This is a genomic window from Nostoc piscinale CENA21 (assembly GCF_001298445.1).
GTDB classification, from domain to species: Bacteria; Cyanobacteriota; Cyanobacteriia; order Cyanobacteriales; family Nostocaceae; genus Nostoc_B; species Nostoc_B piscinale_A.
Map to the genome: position 1 here is coordinate 1,500,741 of NZ_CP012036.1, position 20,164 is coordinate 1,520,904.

General features: G+C 42.8%; 17 protein-coding genes. 8 read left to right on the forward strand and 9 right to left on the reverse strand.

Features of this window, described 5'->3' with window-relative positions:
• Positions 1–17: 17 nt before the first annotated feature.
• Complete coding sequence (locus tag ACX27_RS06620; RefSeq protein WP_062289976.1) at positions 18–1,334, reverse strand: CmpA/NrtA family ABC transporter substrate-binding protein; 1,317 nt, start codon at positions 1,332–1,334, stop codon at positions 18–20.
• A gap of 150 nt (positions 1,335–1,484) precedes the next feature.
• Entirely contained in the window at positions 1,485–3,098 is a 1,614-nt protein-coding gene (locus ACX27_RS06625; protein ID WP_062289979.1) for a ferredoxin--nitrite reductase, read from the reverse strand.
• Between the two features lie 567 nt (positions 3,099–3,665).
• On the opposite strand from ACX27_RS06625, the gene ACX27_RS06630 reads away from it, so the two are divergent.
• Both ACX27_RS06630 and ACX27_RS06635 read left to right on the forward strand, forming a co-directional pair.
• A complete protein-coding gene (locus ACX27_RS06630) occupies positions 3,666–4,079 on the forward strand; it encodes a QcrA and Rieske domain-containing protein (protein WP_062289981.1) in 414 nt (137 codons plus the stop codon).
• Between the two features lie 267 nt (positions 4,080–4,346).
• Positions 4,347–5,558, forward strand: coding sequence for a HEAT repeat domain-containing protein (locus ACX27_RS06635; protein WP_062289984.1), 1,212 nt, complete (start codon positions 4,347–4,349; stop codon positions 5,556–5,558).
• A 216-nt stretch (positions 5,559–5,774) separates the two neighbouring features.
• Here ACX27_RS06635 and ACX27_RS06640 read toward each other — a convergent pair whose 3' ends face one another.
• Entirely contained in the window at positions 5,775–7,166 is a 1,392-nt protein-coding gene (locus ACX27_RS06640; protein ID WP_062289985.1) for a lysophospholipid acyltransferase family protein, read from the reverse strand.
• A gap of 252 nt (positions 7,167–7,418) precedes the next feature.
• Between ACX27_RS06640 and ACX27_RS06645 the strand changes: the two genes are divergently transcribed.
• Together ACX27_RS06645 and ACX27_RS06650 are read left to right on the forward strand one after the other, a co-directional pair.
• Positions 7,419–9,233, forward strand: coding sequence for a proline--tRNA ligase (locus ACX27_RS06645; protein ID WP_062289988.1), 1,815 nt, complete (start codon positions 7,419–7,421; stop codon positions 9,231–9,233).
• A 375-nt stretch (positions 9,234–9,608) separates the two neighbouring features.
• Entirely contained in the window at positions 9,609–10,229 is a 621-nt protein-coding gene (locus tag ACX27_RS06650; RefSeq protein WP_062289990.1) for a GerMN domain-containing protein, read from the forward strand.
• Between the two features lie 64 nt (positions 10,230–10,293).
• Here the strand turns inward: ACX27_RS06650 and ACX27_RS06655 are convergent, their stop codons facing one another.
• The 3 genes from ACX27_RS06655 to efp form a co-directional block, all read right to left on the reverse strand.
• The gene (locus tag ACX27_RS06655; RefSeq protein WP_062289993.1) at positions 10,294–10,641 is read right to left on the reverse strand and encodes an ArsR/SmtB family transcription factor; all 348 of its coding nucleotides are present in this window, start codon (positions 10,639–10,641) and stop codon (positions 10,294–10,296) included.
• Between the two features lie 62 nt (positions 10,642–10,703).
• Complete coding sequence (accB, locus tag ACX27_RS06660; protein WP_062289996.1) at positions 10,704–11,231, reverse strand: acetyl-CoA carboxylase biotin carboxyl carrier protein; 528 nt, start codon at positions 11,229–11,231, stop codon at positions 10,704–10,706.
• A gap of 213 nt (positions 11,232–11,444) precedes the next feature.
• Positions 11,445–12,002 (reverse strand): elongation factor P, encoded by a 558-nt coding sequence (efp, locus tag ACX27_RS06665; RefSeq protein ID WP_062289999.1) that lies wholly within the window; start codon positions 12,000–12,002, stop codon positions 11,445–11,447.
• 389 nt (positions 12,003–12,391) lie between these two features.
• Here efp and ACX27_RS06670 point away from each other — a divergent pair, with 389 nt between their 5' ends.
• Positions 12,392–13,498 carry a peptidylprolyl isomerase gene (locus ACX27_RS06670; RefSeq protein WP_062290002.1) on the forward strand — a complete coding sequence of 369 codons (1,107 nt, stop codon included), beginning with the start codon at positions 12,392–12,394 and terminating at the stop codon, positions 13,496–13,498.
• Between the two features lie 78 nt (positions 13,499–13,576).
• Here ACX27_RS06670 and ACX27_RS06675 read toward each other — a convergent pair whose 3' ends face one another.
• Positions 13,577–14,146, reverse strand: coding sequence for a Uma2 family endonuclease (locus ACX27_RS06675; RefSeq protein ID WP_062290005.1), 570 nt, complete (start codon positions 14,144–14,146; stop codon positions 13,577–13,579).
• Between the two features lie 115 nt (positions 14,147–14,261).
• On the opposite strand from ACX27_RS06675, the gene thiL reads away from it, so the two are divergent.
• Positions 14,262–15,263, forward strand: a complete 1,002-nt coding sequence (gene thiL, locus ACX27_RS06680; RefSeq protein ID WP_062290009.1) for a thiamine-phosphate kinase — start codon at positions 14,262–14,264, stop codon at positions 15,261–15,263.
• Positions 15,264–15,290: 27 nt separating this feature from the next.
• Here the strand turns inward: thiL and ACX27_RS06685 are convergent, their stop codons facing one another.
• Together ACX27_RS06685 and nadD are read right to left on the reverse strand one after the other, a co-directional pair.
• Positions 15,291–16,304: a type I glyceraldehyde-3-phosphate dehydrogenase gene (locus ACX27_RS06685; RefSeq protein WP_062290013.1), complete on the reverse strand. Its 1,014-nt coding sequence runs from the start codon at positions 16,302–16,304 to the stop codon at positions 15,291–15,293.
• 117 nt (positions 16,305–16,421) lie between these two features.
• The gene (gene nadD, locus ACX27_RS06690) at positions 16,422–17,045 is read right to left on the reverse strand and encodes a nicotinate (nicotinamide) nucleotide adenylyltransferase (RefSeq protein WP_062290017.1); all 624 of its coding nucleotides are present in this window, start codon (positions 17,043–17,045) and stop codon (positions 16,422–16,424) included.
• A gap of 397 nt (positions 17,046–17,442) precedes the next feature.
• Between nadD and murC the strand changes: the two genes are divergently transcribed.
• Together murC and murB are read left to right on the forward strand one after the other, a co-directional pair.
• Positions 17,443–18,903 carry a UDP-N-acetylmuramate--L-alanine ligase gene (gene murC / locus ACX27_RS06695; RefSeq protein WP_062290019.1) on the forward strand — a complete coding sequence of 487 codons (1,461 nt, stop codon included), beginning with the start codon at positions 17,443–17,445 and terminating at the stop codon, positions 18,901–18,903.
• A gap of 95 nt (positions 18,904–18,998) precedes the next feature.
• Positions 18,999–20,000, forward strand: coding sequence for a UDP-N-acetylmuramate dehydrogenase (gene murB / locus ACX27_RS06700; RefSeq protein ID WP_062298191.1), 1,002 nt, complete (start codon positions 18,999–19,001; stop codon positions 19,998–20,000).
• Positions 20,001–20,164 lie beyond the last annotated feature (164 nt).

Sequence of the window (20,164 nt, forward strand, 5' to 3'; positions counted from 1 at the left end):
GGGATAAGGTCGAAAAGTTAGACTTTTTTAATTTTCAAAGATTGTAAATATTCTTCTGGCTTTTCTGGGTCAAATTTCACCCCATCAAAGAAAGTTTCTACACCACGAGAACTGCTGGTAGGAATTTCAGAATCAGGTACACCAATAGCTTTCGCTGCTTTTTTCCACAGGTCTTCTTTATTTACTTTGTCAACGATTTCTTTAACTTTGGTATCTTTTGGCAAATAGCCCCAGCGAATATCTTCAGTTAAAAACCAAATGTCATGGCTCTTGTAGGGATAAGAAGCATTATCAGCCCAGAATTTCATCCGGTAGGGAAATTCTTTTTCAGTACGTCCATCACCAAAATCAATATTGCCCTTAGCTCTTTCGACAATATCTGCGGCAGCAACGTTAAAGTATTTACGGTCAGCACAGATTTTGCACATTTCTTCTTTGTTTTCTAGCTTGTCGCACCATTGTTGCGCTTCGAGAATTGCCATTAATATTGCTTGTGCAGCGTTGGGATTTTTATCCACCCAATCTTGCCGCATTGCAAAGGCTTTTTCTGGATGGTCTTTCCACAACTCACCTGTAACTAAGGCTGAATAACCTAATTTTTGGCTGACTAATTGAGCATTCCAAGGTTCACCTACACAGAAAGCATCAATTGTATTGACTTTCATGTTGGCAACCATTTGTGGTGGTGGTACAGGTTCTAAAACCATATCTTGATCTGGGTTGATACCACCAGCAGCTAACCAGTAGCGCATCCACAAATCGTGAGTACCGCCTGGGAAAGTTATCCCAGCTTTTAAGGATTTTTTATCAGCTTTGGCTTTGACGGCTGCTTCTTTAAGCGCCTTACTTTCAAGATTGACTTTAAGTTCTTTGAATTTATTAGCAACAGAAATAGCCTGACCATTGGTATTTAACCGCGCCAACAGATACATTGGCACTTTATCTTTGATGGTCATTAGGTAAGGCATGGGGCTGAGGATGTGTGCGCCATCAATACCACCGCCAGCAGAACCAATTTTCAAGTTATCGCGGGTGACAGGCCAAGATTTTTGTTTGATGACTTCAACATCGGTCATGCCGTATTTAGCAAAGAAACCTTTTTCTTTGGCAATAATTAGGGGCGCAGAATCGGTGAGCGCAATAAATCCTAGCTTGGCTTTGGTTGTCTCTACTTTGGGAGCATTAGCAGAGGTGGAGACGTTAGCTGCTGGAGCCGCAGAAGGTGCATTCCCGCCATTAGAGGCTGTATTGCTAGAACAACCATGAGCAATGATTGAAGTCGCTGCTGCTGCACCAGTGGTAAGAATAAATTTTCTGCGGGAAAGATTGGTCATTTGGGATTTGTCCTTTGTTATTTGTTGTTATGCACTGGTGGGAAGAAGAGGCTGGGGAGCAGGGGGCAGAGGCGCAGGGGAGCAGAGGAGAAATTATTTGTATCGGCTAGAAGTATGAAATTTCAGACTTCAGACTTCAGACTTCAGACTTCATACTTCAACTAAGGCTTCTTGTTTGAGTTTTGCGCCGAAGTTTTTGATGAGTATGTCTTGCAATACTGGCTGCAAGTCTTCGCAGGGGATACCTTTAATTGCACAGGTTCCTAAATGAGCTTCTTTGCCGACTTTGCCGCCCATATAGATGTCTACGCCTTCTACGGCTTTACCATCTTTACGAGCTTTTGTACCCATTAAGCCGATGTCTGCAACTTGGGGCTGTCCGCAGGAGTTTGGGCAACCAGTCCAGTGAATGCGGACTGGCTGAGTGAAGGTTAAGTCTGCTTCTAGAGCTTGAATGGTGGCTAGGGCGCGGTTTTTGGTTTCGATGAGGGCAAAGTTGCAAAATTGTGCGCCTGTGCAGGAAACTAGCGATCGCTCCAACGTCCCCGGATTGATGGAAAATCTTTGTAGTAAAGGTTCTGCCAAAAATGTTGGGAGGCTACCATCTGAAATATTGGGAATGATGATGTTTTGTTCAACTGTCAGTCTGATTTCACCACTGCCGTAAACTTCGGCTAGTCGGGCAATTTCAAACATATCATCGGCATACAACCGCCCAACCGGGATATGAAAGCCGACATAGTTCATACCTGGTTGTTTTTGTTTGTATACACCGATATGGTCGCGTTTTTCCCAATCAATTTCGTCTTTGGGTGCAGCAGGTAAAAACGATTTACCTAAACGCTGTTCGACTTCGGCGCGAAGCTTATCTATACCCCATTCATCAATCAGCCACATCAACCGCGATTTCAGACGGTTAGCCCGTGAGCCATTGTCCCGAAATACTTCTAAAACGGCTCTACATACCGCTACTACATCTTCTGGCGCTACCCAAGCATTCAGAGGAATTGCCGCATCGCAACGTTTAGCAGAGAAAAAACCACCAACCAGGATGTTAAAGCCAAATTTGCGTGCTGAGGTTTGGGAAAGATATTCCTCCCCTACTCCCCTGCTCCCCTGCTCCCCTGCCTCTTTAAATGCTGGCACAAATGCCAAATCGTTGATTTCTGCGTGAACTGAATTGTCCCGCCCACCTGTGATGGCAATATTAAATTTTCGGGGGAGGTTGGTAAACTCTGGGTTTCCTTCACCTTTGTTGGTGAGCATATCTTGAATTTGCTGCACCAAATCTCTTGTGTCAAACAGTTCATCAGCATCCAGTCCAGCGACGGGATCGCCTGTTATGTTACGGACGTTATCCATCCCTGACTGGACACTGGTTAAACCAACGTTCTGGAATTTATTGAAGATATCGGGTAAATCTTCAATTCTGATCCCCCGCAATTGAATATTCTGTCTGGTGGTAATGTCAGCACTACCATCATCGCCGTAACGCTGCAATACTTCTGCTAAAACACGCATTTGGTCGCTGGTGAGAATCCCATTGGGCATCCGTAACCGCATCATGAACTTGCCAGGGGTAACTGGACGGAAAAATACTCCCACCCATTTGAGTCGATGATCCCGGTCGGTTTCGTCCATTGCTTCCCAACCAAGGGCTGCAAATTTTTCTATCTCTGCTTTAACGGCGAGTCCGTCTTTTTCAGCTTTGAATTTCTCAAATTTATTGAGGCTGGTTTTGGTAGTTGTTCCTGTATCTGTCATGAGTTAACTCTCATTATTACTAATCCAGTGAGAACTTCAGGCGGTAGTTATGCAACATCAATCAACCCGTAGTTTGAATGTTGTTTCTACGAGTTTTTGGTGGCTTTAAATTGAATATTTATTTATTACTAATTTTTAAGTTTTAAGTGCGTTCTGAAATAATTTATTTGCTGATGAATTGATTCAGAATTCTAGATTGATTAATTGAGAAATCTAAAATCACAAATTTAAACTGAACGCAACTTCGTAAGGTTTGGGAGATAATTTGTAATCTTTTACATGGGGAAGATTTAGGAAGTAAACAGGGCAATTGTTTATGTAACAATTTCGACACTTTTAAGGTTAAAGTCAGATTTCTGCTAAAATCGTATAATTAGCTACAAAACATTAGTAAAATTTCTAATTTTGCATCATAAAAATGCGTTTTCTGCATTACACTGAGCAAATCAGTGATCTAACAGCGTCGTTGAATCACACCAGTATGATGTTGAGGCTAAAATCTGGAAAAACTGCTAACCGTAGAGCCTGCGATCGCTGTTAATCTAATGACAAATAATTTCCACAGCTATGAAACGTCGTGATTTTATCAATTGGGTTGGTCTAGGTTTAATAGCGAGTAATCTACCAGTGGCCATTGCTGCTTGTACTTCCCAGACAAATACACCAGCATCTGGAGAATGGCAAACTGTAGGTAAAGCTAAAGAGTTAGACCAAAAAGGTCAACTTTTAGTCAAAAATTCTCCTGTAGGAAATGTTTTAGTAGTTGGCACATCTCAAACTGGTAATCTGGTTGCTGTTGACCCTACCTGTACTCATAAAGGCTGCACTGTAGACTGGAAAGCCGACGCAAAAAAATTCGCCTGTCCCTGTCACCGTGCAGAATATGGTTCTGATGGTCAAGTACAAAAAGGCCCAGCCGAAAAACCATTAAAAACCTACACCGCTAAAATTGAGGGCGATTCCGTTTTGGTGAAGAGTTAATAGGTAACAGGTGACAGAATTACAAAGTCGGTGTTGCTGATTAAGGAGATGAATTTTGTTTCGCGCATTCGCCGCTAGGCGTTCCGCTTGCGGTAGGCGCAAAGGCTCGAAAAATCAATCTTTCATTTTCCTTCGACATCTCAATTCATCCCGCATTTATGCAACGTCACAAAGTCTTTTGTTCTTTGCTAATGTCCCAACTACTTTGCCAATGGCTATATTTCTCCCTTGTCTTCCTTGTCCCCCTTGTCTCCCACTCCCTACCTTATGCAAGGCAATACCAATCAGCTTTTAATACAGGCACAGACGGCGTATGATGCTGGTGATTGGTCAGTACTGATTCAATACCTGCAACAGTTGATTGTGGTGGAAAATGAGCAATATTCAGAAAGTTTGCTGAAATTCGCACTACCTGTTTTAGAAATGGGCGATTTTCAGCAGCGTTGGGAAATTACTAAGGTTTTACTTCGCTTGGGAAATGTTGCTATTCCGCCACTGATGGAAATTTTAGAAGACGAAGAAGCAGAGGAAGAATTGCGTTGGTATGCGGCGCGGACTTTAGGCGAGTTTCAGCATCCAGATGCGATCGCACCTTTGGTAGAATTACTCAAAACTAGCGATGATGAAGAATTAAAAGCGATCGCAGCTACAGCACTAGGACAAATGGGGAGTTTAGCAATTAGCGAACTCTCAGAACTGTTAAAACAAGATGATACCAGACTTTTGGCGGTGCGATCGCTGGCTTATATTCGTACTCCAGAGACGATTACACCCTTATTGACTGTTGTACAAGATACTGAAGTTGCAGTCCGCGCCACCGCCCTAGAAGCCCTCAGCAGCTTTCATGACGAACGTGTACCACCTGTACTAATCAAAGCTTTAGATGATGTGGTGGCGACAATTCGGCGCATCGCTGTACTGGGTTTAAGTTTCCGCCCCGATTTAAATGGAGAATTAGATTTAGTCACCAAACTCCAACCCAGGCTTTATGACTTCAATATAGATGTTTGTAGTGCTACAGTCGTCGCCCTTTCTCGCCTTGGTGGTGATGAAACTACCCAACATTTATTTTCCGTGCTGATGTCACCCCACACACCCACAACCTTACAACTAGAAATTATTCGCGCTTTAGTTTGGGTAGGGAGACTTTCTGGTTTGGAATATTTACAGCAGGCATTAAACCAAAGTAAATCAGAAATATTGTGCCAGGAAATTGTCACAGTTTTAGGGCGAGTCGAAAAACCAGAATTAACTCTGAAAGCTACAGAAATTTTATTAGAATTATTAAACTCACATCATCCAGCTAAAGAAATTGCCTATATCAAAAGTGCGATCGCTTTATCTTTAGGACAGTTAGGCAATCAGCAAGCTATCCCCTCATTAACTACCTTAATCAAAGACTCGAATGAACAGGTAAAATTACATGCGATCGCTGCACTTAAAAAGATTTTCCCAGAATTTGTCCCTACAAAGTCTTGATTAAACATTGGTGAATAATTGTCGTGAATTATGAGTGCTGATCCAGTTTGGTGCCTCTTTAGAATAGAGCCTTCAGATGTACTCAAAGTTTACCTATTGCATAAATTAGACTATACTCACTAAATAACTCTTTGCGCCTCTGGTTACTGAGCGACTTGTACCGAGCGAAGTCGAGGTAAGTCGAAGTATGCGTCTCTGCGTGAAAAAATCTTCTCCTCATAAAATCAAACTTTGCATCGCCTGTTGTAAATCATTCGTAAAATCAGCAACAGCTTGCTTCGCACCTGCACGATTTTCTTTATATGTCGAATAACGCTCAGATATAGATAGCGGCTGACCGATATTAATCTTAACTTTTTGCTTACCCAATTGTGGACGTTGAAAAGATTTATCACCTTTAATTTTGGCAATCATCTGCGATAAAATCAACGTCGTTTCCGCAAATCTTTCAACTGACGGTTTCTCTTTAATATAATTACCAGAAACCGCAACAAAACTTTCTACTAATCTCATGTGCCACATTCTCGCAGTGGCTTCTTCTGCAATGCGATCGCCTAAAGCTATTTCCACAGAAGATAAGGCGTTGATATCCTTAAAATCTTCCCTAAATATATAATTCCAACCTGCTTGTTCTACTTTACGACAACGGTCTGTTAAAGTACCTTTGGCTTGCAAATTAAAATACTGCTCAGATATTTGTAATGCGGCATTTAATAAAGCTTGTAATCGAAATGCTAAGGCTTCATTTCTATCTTTAATTTCCGCGACAGTTTGAGCATCTGCTAACTTTTGATGATAAAACCGCGTGTAAAATTGCTCCATCAAAGATAATAAATGCTCGGCTAAAGCTAATAATCGCGGATACAGTAACTCCATCGAAGCAATATTATCGGTTTTTCCCGCATTCACAGGCAAACCACTAGCGGCTTCTAAGTCACTTAATAATTGCGCGATCGCACTCCAAGGCGCAGCAGTATAACTATATTTAATCCCAACTGGTACAATTAAAACCTGTTCTGAGCGTCCGGCTTTTTGTAAGTCTTCGGCGCACCAAAAGCCTAACTGGGCAATACCGGGTTCTAATGGACTAATAATTTCTGATAGTCCATTTGTTGCACCCTCTGGCGCAGCCGCTATCGGGAATTTACCATTGGCGAACAAATCACGCGCCGAACGTAACCCTGTCCAGTCAGCCTTACCCCGTTGAATAGGCGTTCCACCCAACTGTGAAGCCATCCAACCTACATAGTTACCCGCCCACAAAGGAATGCCGCGATCATAGATAAAATGAGCATGAATCGGAGATTGTAATGCTATACCCTGTTGTCGTGCTACCCTCGGCACAAGTTGAGATAGTAAGTAAACCAAACAAAAAGGATCATCTGTTTTAGGATGACGAAACGCCAACAAAAAGCGAATTCTACCTTCTTGAAACTGACGATAAAGATCCGCCAAAATCTCCACGTTGTCAGCTTCTATCTGGGAAATAGCCGTTTGCCATTGTATCCAACTAGGTAGAACCGTGTGAACAACTCGCAAAAATAAAGGGTTAAACGCTGGTGGAATAAATTCTAACGGTGGCTGCGCTTGATAAATTACGTCTGACAAGGTAAGTTTCTCCTGAAGTAGTAAGGGGATGGCAGAAGGCAGAAGGCAGGAGGTGAGGTAGCCCCCGTCTTGGCGGTTCCCGTCGTTAGCGCAAGCGGTAGCGAGGAACGAGCGTCTGGGGGACTGCCGAACCCGAAGGGCAGGAAGCAGAAGGGGATATGACAACTATTAACCAAGCACTTTATACTTCATACTTCATACTTCATACTTTATTTGACACAGAGATTAACGATTCTAAGAAGGGATTAAACGATGCGACTGTCACAAATGTTATTCGTTACACTCAGGGATGATCCTGCTGATGCGGAAATTCCCAGCCATAAGTTATTACTCCGTGCAGGGTATATTCGTCGCATCGGTAGCGGTATCTATGCTTATCTCCCGTTTATGTGGCGGGTGTTGCAAAAGGTTTCTCAAATTGTGCGCGAAGAAATGAACGCCACAGGCGCACAAGAATGTTTGCTACCCCAATTACAGCCCTCTGATTTATGGAAAGAATCAGGACGTTGGGATACTTATACTAAAGCTGAGGGAATTATGTTTTCCCTTATTGATCGCCGTGAGCAACAATTAGGATTAGGGCCGACTCATGAAGAAGTCATCACAGCGATCGCTCGTGATATGATTCGCTCTTATCGTCAGTTACCGCTACATCTCTACCAACTGCAAACCAAATTCCGCGACGAAATTCGCCCCCGTTTCGGTTTAATGCGCGGACGAGAATTCATCATGAAAGATGGCTACTCCTTCCACGTCGATGAAGAAAGCTTGAAAAAAACCTACCAAGATATGTACCAAGCCTACAGCAATATGCTGCGGCGGTCTGGGTTGGCGTTCCGTCCCGTAGAGGCTGACTCTGGTGCAATTGGTGGTTCCGGTTCTACCGAATTTATGGTGTTGGCGGAAGCAGGGGAAGACGAAGTTCTCTACACTGAAGATGGTAAATACGCCGCCAACGTCGAAAAAGCTGTGTCTTTACCTGCGGATGCAGAAACTTCACCGTTTACTAGTTATGAAAAACGGGAAACACCAGGAACAGATACGATTGAAAAACTCTCTTCATTCTTGAAATGTTCTCCGACCCAAATAGTTAAAAGCGTTTTGTATCAAACAGTTTATGACACAGGCTTGACTGTATTGGTACTAGTGAGTATTCGTGGAGATCAAGAAGTTAATGAAGTTAAATTACAAAATGAATTAACGCGGTTAGCAGCTAACTACGGCGCAAAAGCAGTCATCGCCTTAAATGTACCCAGTGCAGAAACACAACAAACCTGGGCGGCGAAATCGCTTCCTTTGGGTTACATTGCGCCAGATATTAGTGATGAATATATTGCAGCTAATAAACAAGTCCAAGCCAAATTTGTGCGGTTAGTAGATAAAACAGCCGTTGATTTGAAAAACTTCGTTACTGGTGCAAATGAAACTGGTTATCACGTTGTTGGTGCTAACTGGAATGAGCAATTTCAGCTACCTGAAAGTGTAGTAGATTTGCGGAAAGCTAGACCAGGCGATCGCGCCCTGCACAACCCTGAGCAAACTCTCTCTAGCGCACGCGGTATCGAAGTCGGTCATATCTTCCAATTAGGCACAAAATATTCTGTGGCGATGGGTGCAACTTATACAAATGAGCAAGGAGAAGAAAAACCCTTGGTGATGGGTTGCTATGGTGTGGGTGTATCACGTTTGGCACAAGCCGCCGTTGAGCAATCTTACGATAAAGATGGGATTATTTGGCCTGTAGCGATCGCACCTTATCACGCGATCGTGACAATTCCGAATATTAACGATGCCCAACAAGTGCAAATTGCCGAAAAACTTTACACCGAACTTAATCAAGCCGGAATTGAAACATTATTAGACGACCGTGATGAACGCGCCGGGGTTAAATTTAAAGATGCTGATTTAATCGGTATACCTTATAGAATTGTTACGGGACGTGCAATTGCCAACGGCAAAGTTGAAGTAGTAGAAAGAGCCACTCGTCAATCTCAAGAAATTGCCATTGATGAAGTTATAACTACACTTAAACAATGGATTACTACTGCAATAGAAGGGAAAAATTAATCCCCAAAAAATTTAGAGGCAAGCTCCTGCGAGTTTTTGCAGTTAAAGGCAAGATAACTTTTAAACTTAGAGAAACAGGTACAGGTTATAGATAAAAATTCTGTTCCCTGTTGCCTGTTCTCTGTTCCCTAATTCTTAATAATTTCCTAAATCTTACGAAACAATGAGATTTATGAAATTTGACAGATGACGGATTTAAAGTACAAATTCTAGAATTAGAACAGGACTATTTGGATTTAGCGATCGCCTGATTTTAGCGTATCGAGCTATTCATGAAATCTCTAGAAACTCTCAACTTATAAGTATCGTCCATAACCAGGCTGCTCTTCACATCAAAATTATTTCAGCCCTTAGTCAGTCAGGAAGGTTTTTAATATGAATGATGAACAAAAATCTAATCGCATATCTTCGGGCGTAGTTGCAGCTGTTTCTGCTGCTGTAATTGCGGTTAGTGGTGGTGTAGCTTGGTTAACTACCCAGTCCCAAAAAGCGCCTATCACAACTAACCCCGCTAACCCTAATCAAAGCATTCAACAACAGCCCACACCACCATCAACTACCCAACAAGACGAAAAAACTGCTCAAGTTTATTGGCTGAAACCCAAAGACAAAAATGTGGCTTTAGTGCCTAAATCAGTAGAAGTAGCTGCTACTCAGCCCAACCAAGCCTTAGAAAGAGCTTTCCAAGCTTTATTAGAAGGGCCAAGCGACAGTACAGACTCAACCACCATTCCCAAAGGTACTAAGCTACTAGGCTTGAAAGTCAATGGTGATGAAGTCCACGTCAATTTATCCAATAGCTTTACCAGTGGTGGCGGTAGTACCTCAATGGTGGCGCGTGTCGGCCAAGTTGTGTACACAGCCTCCAGCTTAAACCCCAAAGCCAAGGTTTACATTGACGTAGATGGTAAACGTTTAGATGTGTTAGGTGGTGAAGGCGTAGAGTTGGAACAACCCCTAACCCGTGAAAGCTTTGATAAGAATTATCCACTTTAGTCATTAGTCATTAGTCATTGGTCATTGAGTAAAAACAAATGACAAATGACAAATGACACCTTACCTAAAGTTTTGTATTCAGAACGCGAAAGTTACGAGCTTGCTGTTCTAACCTTGTAGCGATGCGATCGCACACCTGATTACACAATTCAAAAATCATTTCGTCTTCCACCCGGTAGTAAGCGCAAGTTCCTTCACTGCGACGGCTAAGGATTCCGGCTTGCCACATTACTTTCAGGTGTTTAGAGACATTCGCCTGGGAAGTTTGTGTTGCCTCTACCAATTCTTGTACACATTTTTCTTCATCCCGTAGTAAGTGCAACAGCCGCAGACGCATCGGCTCACTTAACAGGCTGAAATATTCGGCTACTTGTTGCACCACTTCCGGCGGTACAGGCAACGCTTGTTTCATCAGGAATGATCCGTAAAAACAGACAAGGTTAACAATCACTCATTTCATATATACATTAATACTTAATCAGGGTTAATTCGCATCAAAGGTTGACCATATTCTACTGGTTCCCCATTTTGAACCAGAATTTCCATAACTTGCCCTGATATTTCAGCTTCAATTTCGTTCATCAGCTTCATAGCTTCAATGATACACACAGTTTGACCCTGACGGACGCGATCGCCTACTTCCACAAATGGTGCTTCCCCAGGTGCAGGTGCGCGATAAAAAGTTCCTACCATTGGCGAAGCAACTTCGACTAATCTTTGATCTATCGCTGACGGTGCATTTCCTGTAACTTGTACACCCGCTCCTGCTACAGCAGTATCTAAAATTCGCTCTGGAGAGAGCGTTGGTGCCACTCCTCCGGCTGCAACTGTTGTTACTGCCGCCACACCACCAATAGCAGCTTGCGGTACAGTGTGATTGTTTATGCTGCCAGCTTTACGTACCGATAGCTCAAAGTCATTACTTTTGAGAGTTACTTCTGCAATATCTGTTTGTGCAATAGTTACCAGCAGTTGACGGATTTCATTAAAGTCAAATGGCACAGCTTTTATTACCTCAACCTGTCCGTAAAATGATTATTTTATGTGATACCAATTGAATAAATGATTGAGACTGATGGATTGACAGAACTAAAACACAGACAGTTATTCCCAATCCAAAATCTAACATCTCACATCCAAAATGGTATGAAGGCAGGGATTTAAACCCTATATAGGGATTTAAATCACAACTAACTCTAAAATTTAAGAGAAAATTTATTCCCTGCCTAAATATTTATCTTCACGCGTATCAATCCGAATCCGTTCTCCTTGAGAAATAAACAAGGGAACCATTACAATTGCACCTGTTTCTACTGTGGCTGGCTTAGTACCACCTGTAGCTGTATCACCCTTGACACCAGGATCAGTTTGTGTAACTTCTAATACTACAGAATTAGGCAATTCTACTTCTAGAACTACATCGTCCCAACGAACCACGTTAACTTCCATACCTTCCTTGAGGTATTTGACGCGATCGCCAATTTGTGCAGCACTGAGTCGTCCTTCTTCATAAGTTTCCATATCCATAAAGACGAACTCATCGCCCTCTTTATAGGTATGCTGCATTGTGCTTTTTTCCAAAGTTGCTTGTGGCACAGTTTCCCCAGCCCGGAAAGTTCTTTCAAGAACCTTGCCACTTTGGACGTTTTTGAGTGTGGTGCGGACAAACGCCGAACCTTTACCGGGTTTAACGTGGAGAAAATCTACCACCCGCCATACAGACCCGTCTAATACAATTGATACACCGGGTCGAAAGTCGTTACTAGAGATCATGAAGCTTTCAAATGTTGGAAGACAATCGGCATTTATTGTACCCTTCTAGCGGAGTAATTGGTTAATTAAGTAGAAGGCAGGAGGCAGGAGGTGAGGTAGCCCCCGTCTTGGCGGTTCCCGTCGTTAGCGCAGCGTTAGCGAGGAACGAGCGTCTGGGGGACTGCCAAACCCGAAGGGCAGGAGGCAGAAGGGAAAATTTGTTATTCTCCATCGCTCCTCCAACTTCTAACTCCTTCCTAAAATACTCAGCACTCAGCGAGAAGTTGCGTGCGGGGGTTCCCCCCGTTGAGCAAACTTCGGTGACTCAACACTCAGCACTCTTACTATGGGAAGATTATTGATGGGTTACGCCCAGTCAACAATATTCATGCTGCATTTGAGCCATACTCATGTTTAAGTTAATAAAATCCTGGCTAAAGTCCAGCCTAGTAACAATACTGTTGGTAATTATATTTTTAGGCATCAATACAGCTGGCTGGACTCCCTCCAGTAATGCCGCCTTGCCCTCTGGCAATGCAATTACCGACGGCAAAGCTTTGTTGCGTTATGCACTCCCAATTAAAAATGAACCAGTCAGGCAACTGCAAGCCAGTCTAGAAGACATATCAACTCAGTTGCGGGCTAATCGACGCTGGGGTGCTGTCTCCAAAGACCTGAGTAAAGCATCTCGAGTTCTTGATAAGCCTTCACAAATCTTAGCAAGCATCCCCGAAGAACGCCAACTCCAAGCCCAGGCATGGGTTGATGAGTTAAAATCTGGTGTGACTAAATTGCAAGAATTGACACAATCCAAAGATAAAGAACAAATTCTGCAAGCACGAAACAAATTGCTGAATTTAGTTTCTTTACTAGAAGAGTCAATGGTGCAGGAATTTCCCTTTGAAGTTCCTGAAGAGTACAGTAATTTACCCCAACTCAAAGGTCGTGCCACCATTGAATTTAAGACCAACAAAGGCGACTTAACCGTTGTTGTCGATGGTTATAGCGCACCTGTTACGGCAGGTAACTTTGTAGATTTAGTCCAAAGGGGTTTTTATAACGGGTTAGAATTTACTCGTTCTGAAGAATCCTACGTCTTGCAAACAGGCGACCCCCCAGGCAAAGAACAAGGCTTTATTGACCCCAAAACAGGTAAGTACAGAGCCGTTCCTTTAGAAATTCTGGTAGAAGGGGATAAAGCACCAACTTATGGCATTACCTTAGAAGACGCTGGTCGTTATTTAGATATGCCAGTTTTACCTTTTTCTTCCTTTGGTGCATTAGCAATGGCGCGTCCCGAAAGCCAAGTTAATGGCGGTTCATCGCAAGTGTTCTTCTTCTTGTTTGAACCAGAACTCACACCCGCCGGACGTAACTTGCTGGATGGACGTTACTCAGTTTTTGGTTATCTCACAGAAGGCAAAGATATCTTAGATAAACTCAAAGCCGGTGACAAAATCGAATCTGCAACTGTAATCCAAGGCATAGAAAACCTCGTCCAACCCCAAGCAGCCTAAATTAAATCAAGTATGAAGTATGAAATTACCCTGCGGGAAGCCACCCAAAGGGTGTCTACACACTTCATACTTCATACTTTATAGATTTCCCGCAGCGAATATTTGATGAGGAGCGATCGCTAATTCTGGAAACGTCCGCGATACAATTTTCTGGTCAGCAGTAAATACTGTTTCTTCGTAAAATCCTTCTTCCAGCAATAAAACAGTAATTTTTAATTCTAATGGGTCTACAATCCAATATTCCGCCACTCCAACCGCCGCATACTCAGACCGCTTATGGCGATAGTCCCGCTTGATAGAATCTGGACTGACTACTTCTATACTCAGTAATGGTGGTGTCTCAAATACGGCTGAAGCCTTTAATAAATCTCTGGCTTGCTCCTGTGTTACTACACACAAATCAGTTAACCTAGATTTATTTCTTCCCGTCCTTATCCCAGTTTGCTGAAACGTCAACTCAAGTAAACTCAACCGCTTGATTTCTGCATCTAGCAGTTGCTCAAGGAATTTAGCAATTAAGAAATGTTCTATCGTCGGGATGTTAATTAATTCCAGCCTGCCATCAACTAGTTCATAGTGAAAACCAGTACCATCATCATAAGTTAAGTACTCTTCAAATGTGAAATTTGTTACTGGTTTAGTGGCCATCCCCACAATCCCCTAAACTATACCATTATCGTAACTTGAGGAAGTAGAGAATAGGGAGTAGAGATTAGAGGAGGTAAAAGTGCAAGGCTGTAGGGAAGACAAGGACAAATGACCAATGACCAAAGTTAAAGACATTGGCGAACAAGGCCTATTAGCAAAGTTACAAAGCTTCTGCCCCCCAGAAATTATTGGAGACGATGCAGCAGTTCTAGAAACGGCACCAGGAGCATCACTAGTAGTAACTACCGATGTTTTAGTTGATGGCGTACACTTCAGTGATGCTACTACTTCCCCAGAGGATGCAGGTTGGCGAGCAGCAGCAGCCAATTTATCTGATTTAGCCGCTATGGGGGCTTCTCCTTTAGGTATTACAGTTGGCTTAGGGCTTCCTGGCGATTTAAATGTAAGTTGGGTTGAGCGACTTTACCAAGGCATGACAGAATGCCTGCAAAAATACAATACCCCAATTGTCGGCGGTGATGTAGTGCGATCGCCGACTGCAACCATCTCCATTACCGCTTTTGGTCAAGTTGAACCCCAGCGAATTATCCGCCGTTCTGCTGCTAAAGTGGGAATGGCGATCGTGGTCACAGGTGTTCATGGAGCCTCCCACATGGGCTTACAACTGCTCTTGCATCCCCAATTAGGGCATAACCTCTCTCCAGCAGAAAAGACCGCCTTTATCAAAGCTCATCAACGCCCTCAACCCCGACTAGATGTCTTACCCATCCTCTGGGAAATTTTCACTCCTCATTCCCAACTCCCGGTTGCTGGAATGGATAGCAGCGATGGTTTAGCAGATGCAGTTTTACAGATTTGTCGTGCCAGTAATGTAGGTGCAGTTATAGACCGCCAAAAAATCCTTTTTCCACCTACTTTTACCAATTGGCTCAAACCAGAACAAGCAATAGAATATACCCTCTACGGTGGTGAAGACTTTGAATTAGTACTTTGCTTACCACCCACACAAGCAAATACTCTGGTACAGCAACTCAGCCAAGGTGCAGCAATTATTGGCACCATTACGTCTGATTCACAAGTGTTATTACGTGACCAAAATGAAAAAATCCCTGACCAAGTTCTTAGTCTTAGCCAGGGATTTCAACATTTTAGTTAATAGTCAACAGTATTGACCATTGACAAATTATTGCCATTTCTCGGCCACTAGTTCAGCCAAATCTAGAACACGTTGGCTATAACCCCACTCGTTGTCATACCAAGCCATAACTTTTACCAAGTCACTGCCCATTACTAAAGTCAAGCTGGCATCAACAATCGAAGAAGCATCAGTACCTTGGTAATCTGAGGATACTAACTGAAGTTCACTGTAGTCTAGAATACCTTTGAGTGAACCCTCTGAGGCATCTTTGAGGGCTTGGTTAACTTCTTCAGTAATAGTACGCTTCTCAACCTGAACAACGAAATCTACCATTGAGACGTTCGGGGTTGGTACACGTAAGGCAACACCATTCAGCTTACCTTTGAGTTCTGGAATTACTAGCGCCACTGCTTTTGCTGCACCTGTAGAGGTGGGAACAATGTTGATGGCTGCTGCTCTTGCCCGACGTACATCACGGTGAGAAGCGTCTAGCAAACGCTGGTCTCCTGTGTAGCTGTGGGTGGTGGTCATTGTACCTTTGATAATACCAAATTTGTCATTCAGTACTTTGGCAATAGGAGCCAAACAGTTGGTAGTACAGCTGGCGTTACTAATAATGTGATGTTTGTTGTGATCGTAATCGTGGTGATTCACACCAATTACGAACGTACCATCTTCATTTTTCCCAGGAGCAGTAATTAGAACCTTTTTAGCACCAGCATTTACGTGCTTTAAAGCTCCCTCTTTGCTAGTAAATACCCCAGTTGCTTCGATAATCAGATCAATTTCCCATTCTCTCCAGGGCAAGTTTTCTGGATTGCGATCAGATACGCACTTAATGGTTTTACCGTTAACGATGATAGAGTTATCATCGGCGGAAATGTCAACATCCTTTAACTTCCCAAGCATTGAGTCATACTTTAGGAGGTGAGCATTTGTTCTAGGATCTGATGTGTCGTTGACAGCTACAAGGTCGATATTGCTATTTTGCCGACCTAACCAACAACGTGCAAAGTTACGCCCGATGCGCCCGAAACCGTTGATTGCGACTCTAATCACAGTGTCTTGCCCTCTGTATTTATGCCTATAAGTTGATATCTTTGAACCCAATCATATCGCAAAGGGGGGGAGTATTAATAACTATAAAGTGTTAGATCCAAAAAAAAAATATATATTTTATTCAGATTTTTCTGAATAGAGGTTATTGGTCGTGATGTAGAATCTTACCGGCTCTGGAACTAAATGCTTAATAGATTTATTTTGGCAAGAAAGTTTGCGAATAAGACTTGACGAAACTCCCACTAAGGGTATATTCAAGAATTGCCAGTGAATGCTTAGTGACTGCTGCCGTAGTTGTTGCTCCACTTGCTGGCAGATGATGTTGCTTTTAGCTTGATCATTATCCAATTGTCGAGGCGCAATCAACCAGTTACACATTTGTGCTAACTCTTGTCTACGGTACCACCGAGGTAAGGTTTGGAAAGTATCCAAACCCAAAATCCAGTACCAGTGAGTATTTGAATAAACAGCCGATAAGTCAATCAACGTGTTGATAGCATAAGAGGTTCCAGAGCGACTTGACTCCACCAAGGACACAGTAAAAGCTGGGTTGTTTCTTGTAGTTACTTCCAGCATCTTCACTCGATGCTCAAATGGTGCTGCTTTTTTGTGTGGAGGATTGAACGATGGTACCCAAATTATTTGATCTAGGGGGATTTGAGACAAAGCCATTTCGGCGATGAGTAAGTGTCCCCAATGAATTGGATCAAATGTGCCACCGAAAATTGCCAGATGTTGCATCTGCTTATACCCAGGCTTTCTACATTTGAAACACAATTTCACTGTCAATGTATTATTGTACTCAATTCATGCCTTAGCTTGATGAAATTTAAAACTCATTTAGCTAGGAATGTATTATCGTAGCCCTTACCAGTCAGGAATCTAAAAATATGTATTTCTTCTTACAAGAATTTCTTTCCCGATGCAGTAGAAATTTTCAGAATAATCTTAAAAACAGTTCAGAAATAGCAAAAACCTCCTACAAAGGTAAAATCATTCTCAATCCACATAACGAAAGCGGAAAAGCTCTCCGACAGCCAGCATAAAAAAGGTGTAGAAAAATTTACGGTAAAAAACAAATTCCTGTTATGATACGCGTGTCATTTGTGAATATGGTGTGGTGTAAGAGGAGTAATCAATGAATAATGCTGTGGATTTTGGCGGTAGACCATTCCATTTCATTGGAATTGGTGGCATAGGTATGTCTGCTCTGGCTTATGTTTTAGCCAAGCGTCAATTGCCAGTATCAGGTTCAGATGTTCGTCCGAATCATATTACGCGCAAGTTAGAATCTATCGGTACACATATTTTTGGTAAGCAAGAAGCAAGTAATCTTGAATTCTTTCGCCCCAAGGTGATGACGAATGAAGCAGCATTAAGTTCACAAGAATTATCAGATGCTATTGAGTCCTCATTACCTCAAGTAATTTGTTCCACTGCAATTAACACTAACAATTTAGAATATAAAGCTGCTTTAGAATTAGGCTGTCCGATATTACATCGTTCAGATGTACTTGCTGCTTTGATTGCTGATTATAAAAGTATTGCTGTAGCAGGTACTCATGGTAAAACTACAACCAGTAGCATGATTGGTTACATGCTCCTACAGGCTGGTTTAGATCCCACCATTTTGGTAGGCGGTGAAGTCAATGCTTGGGAAGGCAATGCTCGCTTAGGTGAAAGTGAATATTTAGTAGCAGAAGCAGATGAATCTGATGGTTCTTTGGTGAAACATGCGCCGGAGATTGGCATTATCACTAATATTGAACTAGACCACCCTGACCACTACGACACATTAGATGAAGTGGTCGATACTTTCCAAAAATTTGCCCAAGGTTGCAAGACCTTAATTGGCAGTATTGATTGTGAAACAGTACGCGATCGCCTAAAACCGACAATCAGCTACAGTCTACATCAAGATACAAATGCTGACTATAGCGTGACCAATATTGACTATCGTCACGATGGCACCACAGCTTTAGTTTGGGAACGCGGTAAAGCTTTAGGTGTATTAAAATTACGCTTACTCGGTCGGCATAACTTGAGCAATGCTTTAGCCGCAGTGGCTGTTGGTCGCGTTTTAAATTTAGAATTCGGTGAAATTGCCAAAGCTATTGCCACTTTTGAAGGTGCAAGACGACGCTTTGAGTTTCGCGGAGAAGTTGATGGCATTACATTTATTGATGATTATGCCCATCACCCCAGCGAACTGCGAGCTACCCTTGCGGCTGCGCGTCTTCAGGCTAGACCAGGACAAAGAGTGGTGGCGATCTTCCAACCCCACCGTTACAGCCGGACACTGACATTTTTAGAAGAATTTTCTGAGTCCTTTGCTCATGCTGATTTGGTTGTCTTGACTGATATTTACAGTGCAGGGGAACCCAACTTAGGGCAAATCAGTGGGGAACAGTTAGCAGCAGAAGTTGGTAAATTTCATCCCCAGGTGGTGTATCAACCAACTTTACCCCAAGTGCGCGAGTTTTTACTCAAAACGCTACGCCCCAGCGACTTAGCTTTGTTCCTTGGTGCAGGAAATCTCAATCAAGTCATACCAGAATTAATTACTACACTTTGTGAGGCTGCTACAGCCACATCTTAAGACCGTTGAATAACGGCACAGCACCATTAATTCATATCTATTGCTGTATTTTTGCGGCAGAAAAATGTAAAAATTTCACAAATATTGATGTCAAAATGAAAATCTCCCAGGCAGCTGGAAACATCTGCACAGTTTCTGCTACACCTACACAGAAACAGGAAACAGATAAATCATCAGATAACAAAATAATTTATTTACCAGGTACAGATTGCATGATCAGGTCTCAGGCTGCGTTGTCTGCGTTTACTTCTTACAGAGTTGGTGGAGCAGCAGAATGGTACGTTGCGCCTCGGAACTTAGAAGCACTGCAAGCCAGCTTGAATTATGCAAAAGAACATAACTTAACTGTAACAATTTTAGGTGCAGGTTCTAACCTGTTAGTAAGCGATCGCGGTTTACCTGGCCTAGTGGTTGCTACACGCCACCTACGCCACAGTCACTTTGACCCAGAAACAGGTTTATTAACAGTCGCTGCCGGAGAAGCAATTCCCAGCCTAGCATGGGAAGCTGCACAACTGGGATGGCAAGGTTTAGAATGGGCTGTTGGTATTCCCGGAACTGTGGGTGGTGCTGTCGTGATGAATGCTGGCGCACATAATAGCTGCATTGCAGATATCTTGGTTAGTGCCGAAATTCTGTCACCAGATGGCACACTAGAAACTCTCAGCCCTGAACAAATGGGTTACAGCTATAGAACTTCATTACTCCAAGGTAGCGATCGCATTGTCACCCAAGCTACTTTCCAACTGCAACCAGGAGCCGACCCCGCTACAGTTTTAGCTGTGACTAAACAACACAAGCAACATCGACTCTCCACCCAACCTTATAACTTCCCCAGTTGTGGTAGCGTCTTCCGTAATCCCAAGCCTTATGCAGCTGGTTGGTTGATTGAACAGACAGGACTCAAAGGCTATCAAATCGGTGGCGCACAAGTAGCTCAACTACATGCCAATTTTATTGTGAATCGCGGTGGAGCTAAAGCCAGTGATATTTTCTGTCTGATTCGTCACATCCAAGAAAAAGTACAAGAACGCTGGTCGATTTTGTTAGAGCCAGAAGTCAAAATGATGGGTGAGTTTCAAGCAGCTTGTGGCTAGGACAGAAAAGTATGAAGTCTGAAGTATGAAGTTTGATGCTTTAGCCTTCATACTTTATTCTTGAGTAGCCCCTAGCATTAATTATTAGTAACAAAAGTGGCAAATTACCACCCGCATCTATAATTGAATGTGATTTGTTATTGAAAGCACACGCGGACAATCAA

Bases quoted from the DNA above. Each gene is read 5' to 3' on its own strand.
- ACX27_RS06620 (WP_062289976.1), bottom strand. From the start codon at position 1,334: ATGACCAATCTTTCCCGCAGAAAATTTATTCTTACCACTGGTGCAGCA.
- ACX27_RS06625 (WP_062289979.1), bottom strand. From the start codon at position 3,098: ATGACAGATACAGGAACAACTACCAAAACCAGCCTCAATAAATTTGAG.
- ACX27_RS06630 (WP_062289981.1), top strand. From the start codon at position 3,666: ATGAAACGTCGTGATTTTATCAATTGGGTTGGTCTAGGTTTAATAGCG.
- ACX27_RS06635 (WP_062289984.1), top strand. From the start codon at position 4,347: ATGCAAGGCAATACCAATCAGCTTTTAATACAGGCACAGACGGCGTAT.
- ACX27_RS06645 (WP_062289988.1), top strand. From the start codon at position 7,419: ATGCGACTGTCACAAATGTTATTCGTTACACTCAGGGATGATCCTGCT.
- ACX27_RS06650 (WP_062289990.1), top strand. From the start codon at position 9,609: ATGAATGATGAACAAAAATCTAATCGCATATCTTCGGGCGTAGTTGCA.
- ACX27_RS06655 (WP_062289993.1), bottom strand. From the start codon at position 10,641: ATGAAACAAGCGTTGCCTGTACCGCCGGAAGTGGTGCAACAAGTAGCC.
- efp (WP_062289999.1), bottom strand. From the start codon at position 12,002: ATGATCTCTAGTAACGACTTTCGACCCGGTGTATCAATTGTATTAGAC.
- ACX27_RS06670 (WP_062290002.1), top strand. From the start codon at position 12,392: ATGTTTAAGTTAATAAAATCCTGGCTAAAGTCCAGCCTAGTAACAATA.
- ACX27_RS06675 (WP_062290005.1), bottom strand. From the start codon at position 14,146: ATGGCCACTAAACCAGTAACAAATTTCACATTTGAAGAGTACTTAACT.
- thiL (WP_062290009.1), top strand. From the start codon at position 14,262: ATGACCAAAGTTAAAGACATTGGCGAACAAGGCCTATTAGCAAAGTTA.
- nadD (WP_062290017.1), bottom strand. From the start codon at position 17,045: ATGCAACATCTGGCAATTTTCGGTGGCACATTTGATCCAATTCATTGG.
- murC (WP_062290019.1), top strand. From the start codon at position 17,443: ATGAATAATGCTGTGGATTTTGGCGGTAGACCATTCCATTTCATTGGA.
- murB (WP_062298191.1), top strand. From the start codon at position 18,999: ATGAAAATCTCCCAGGCAGCTGGAAACATCTGCACAGTTTCTGCTACA.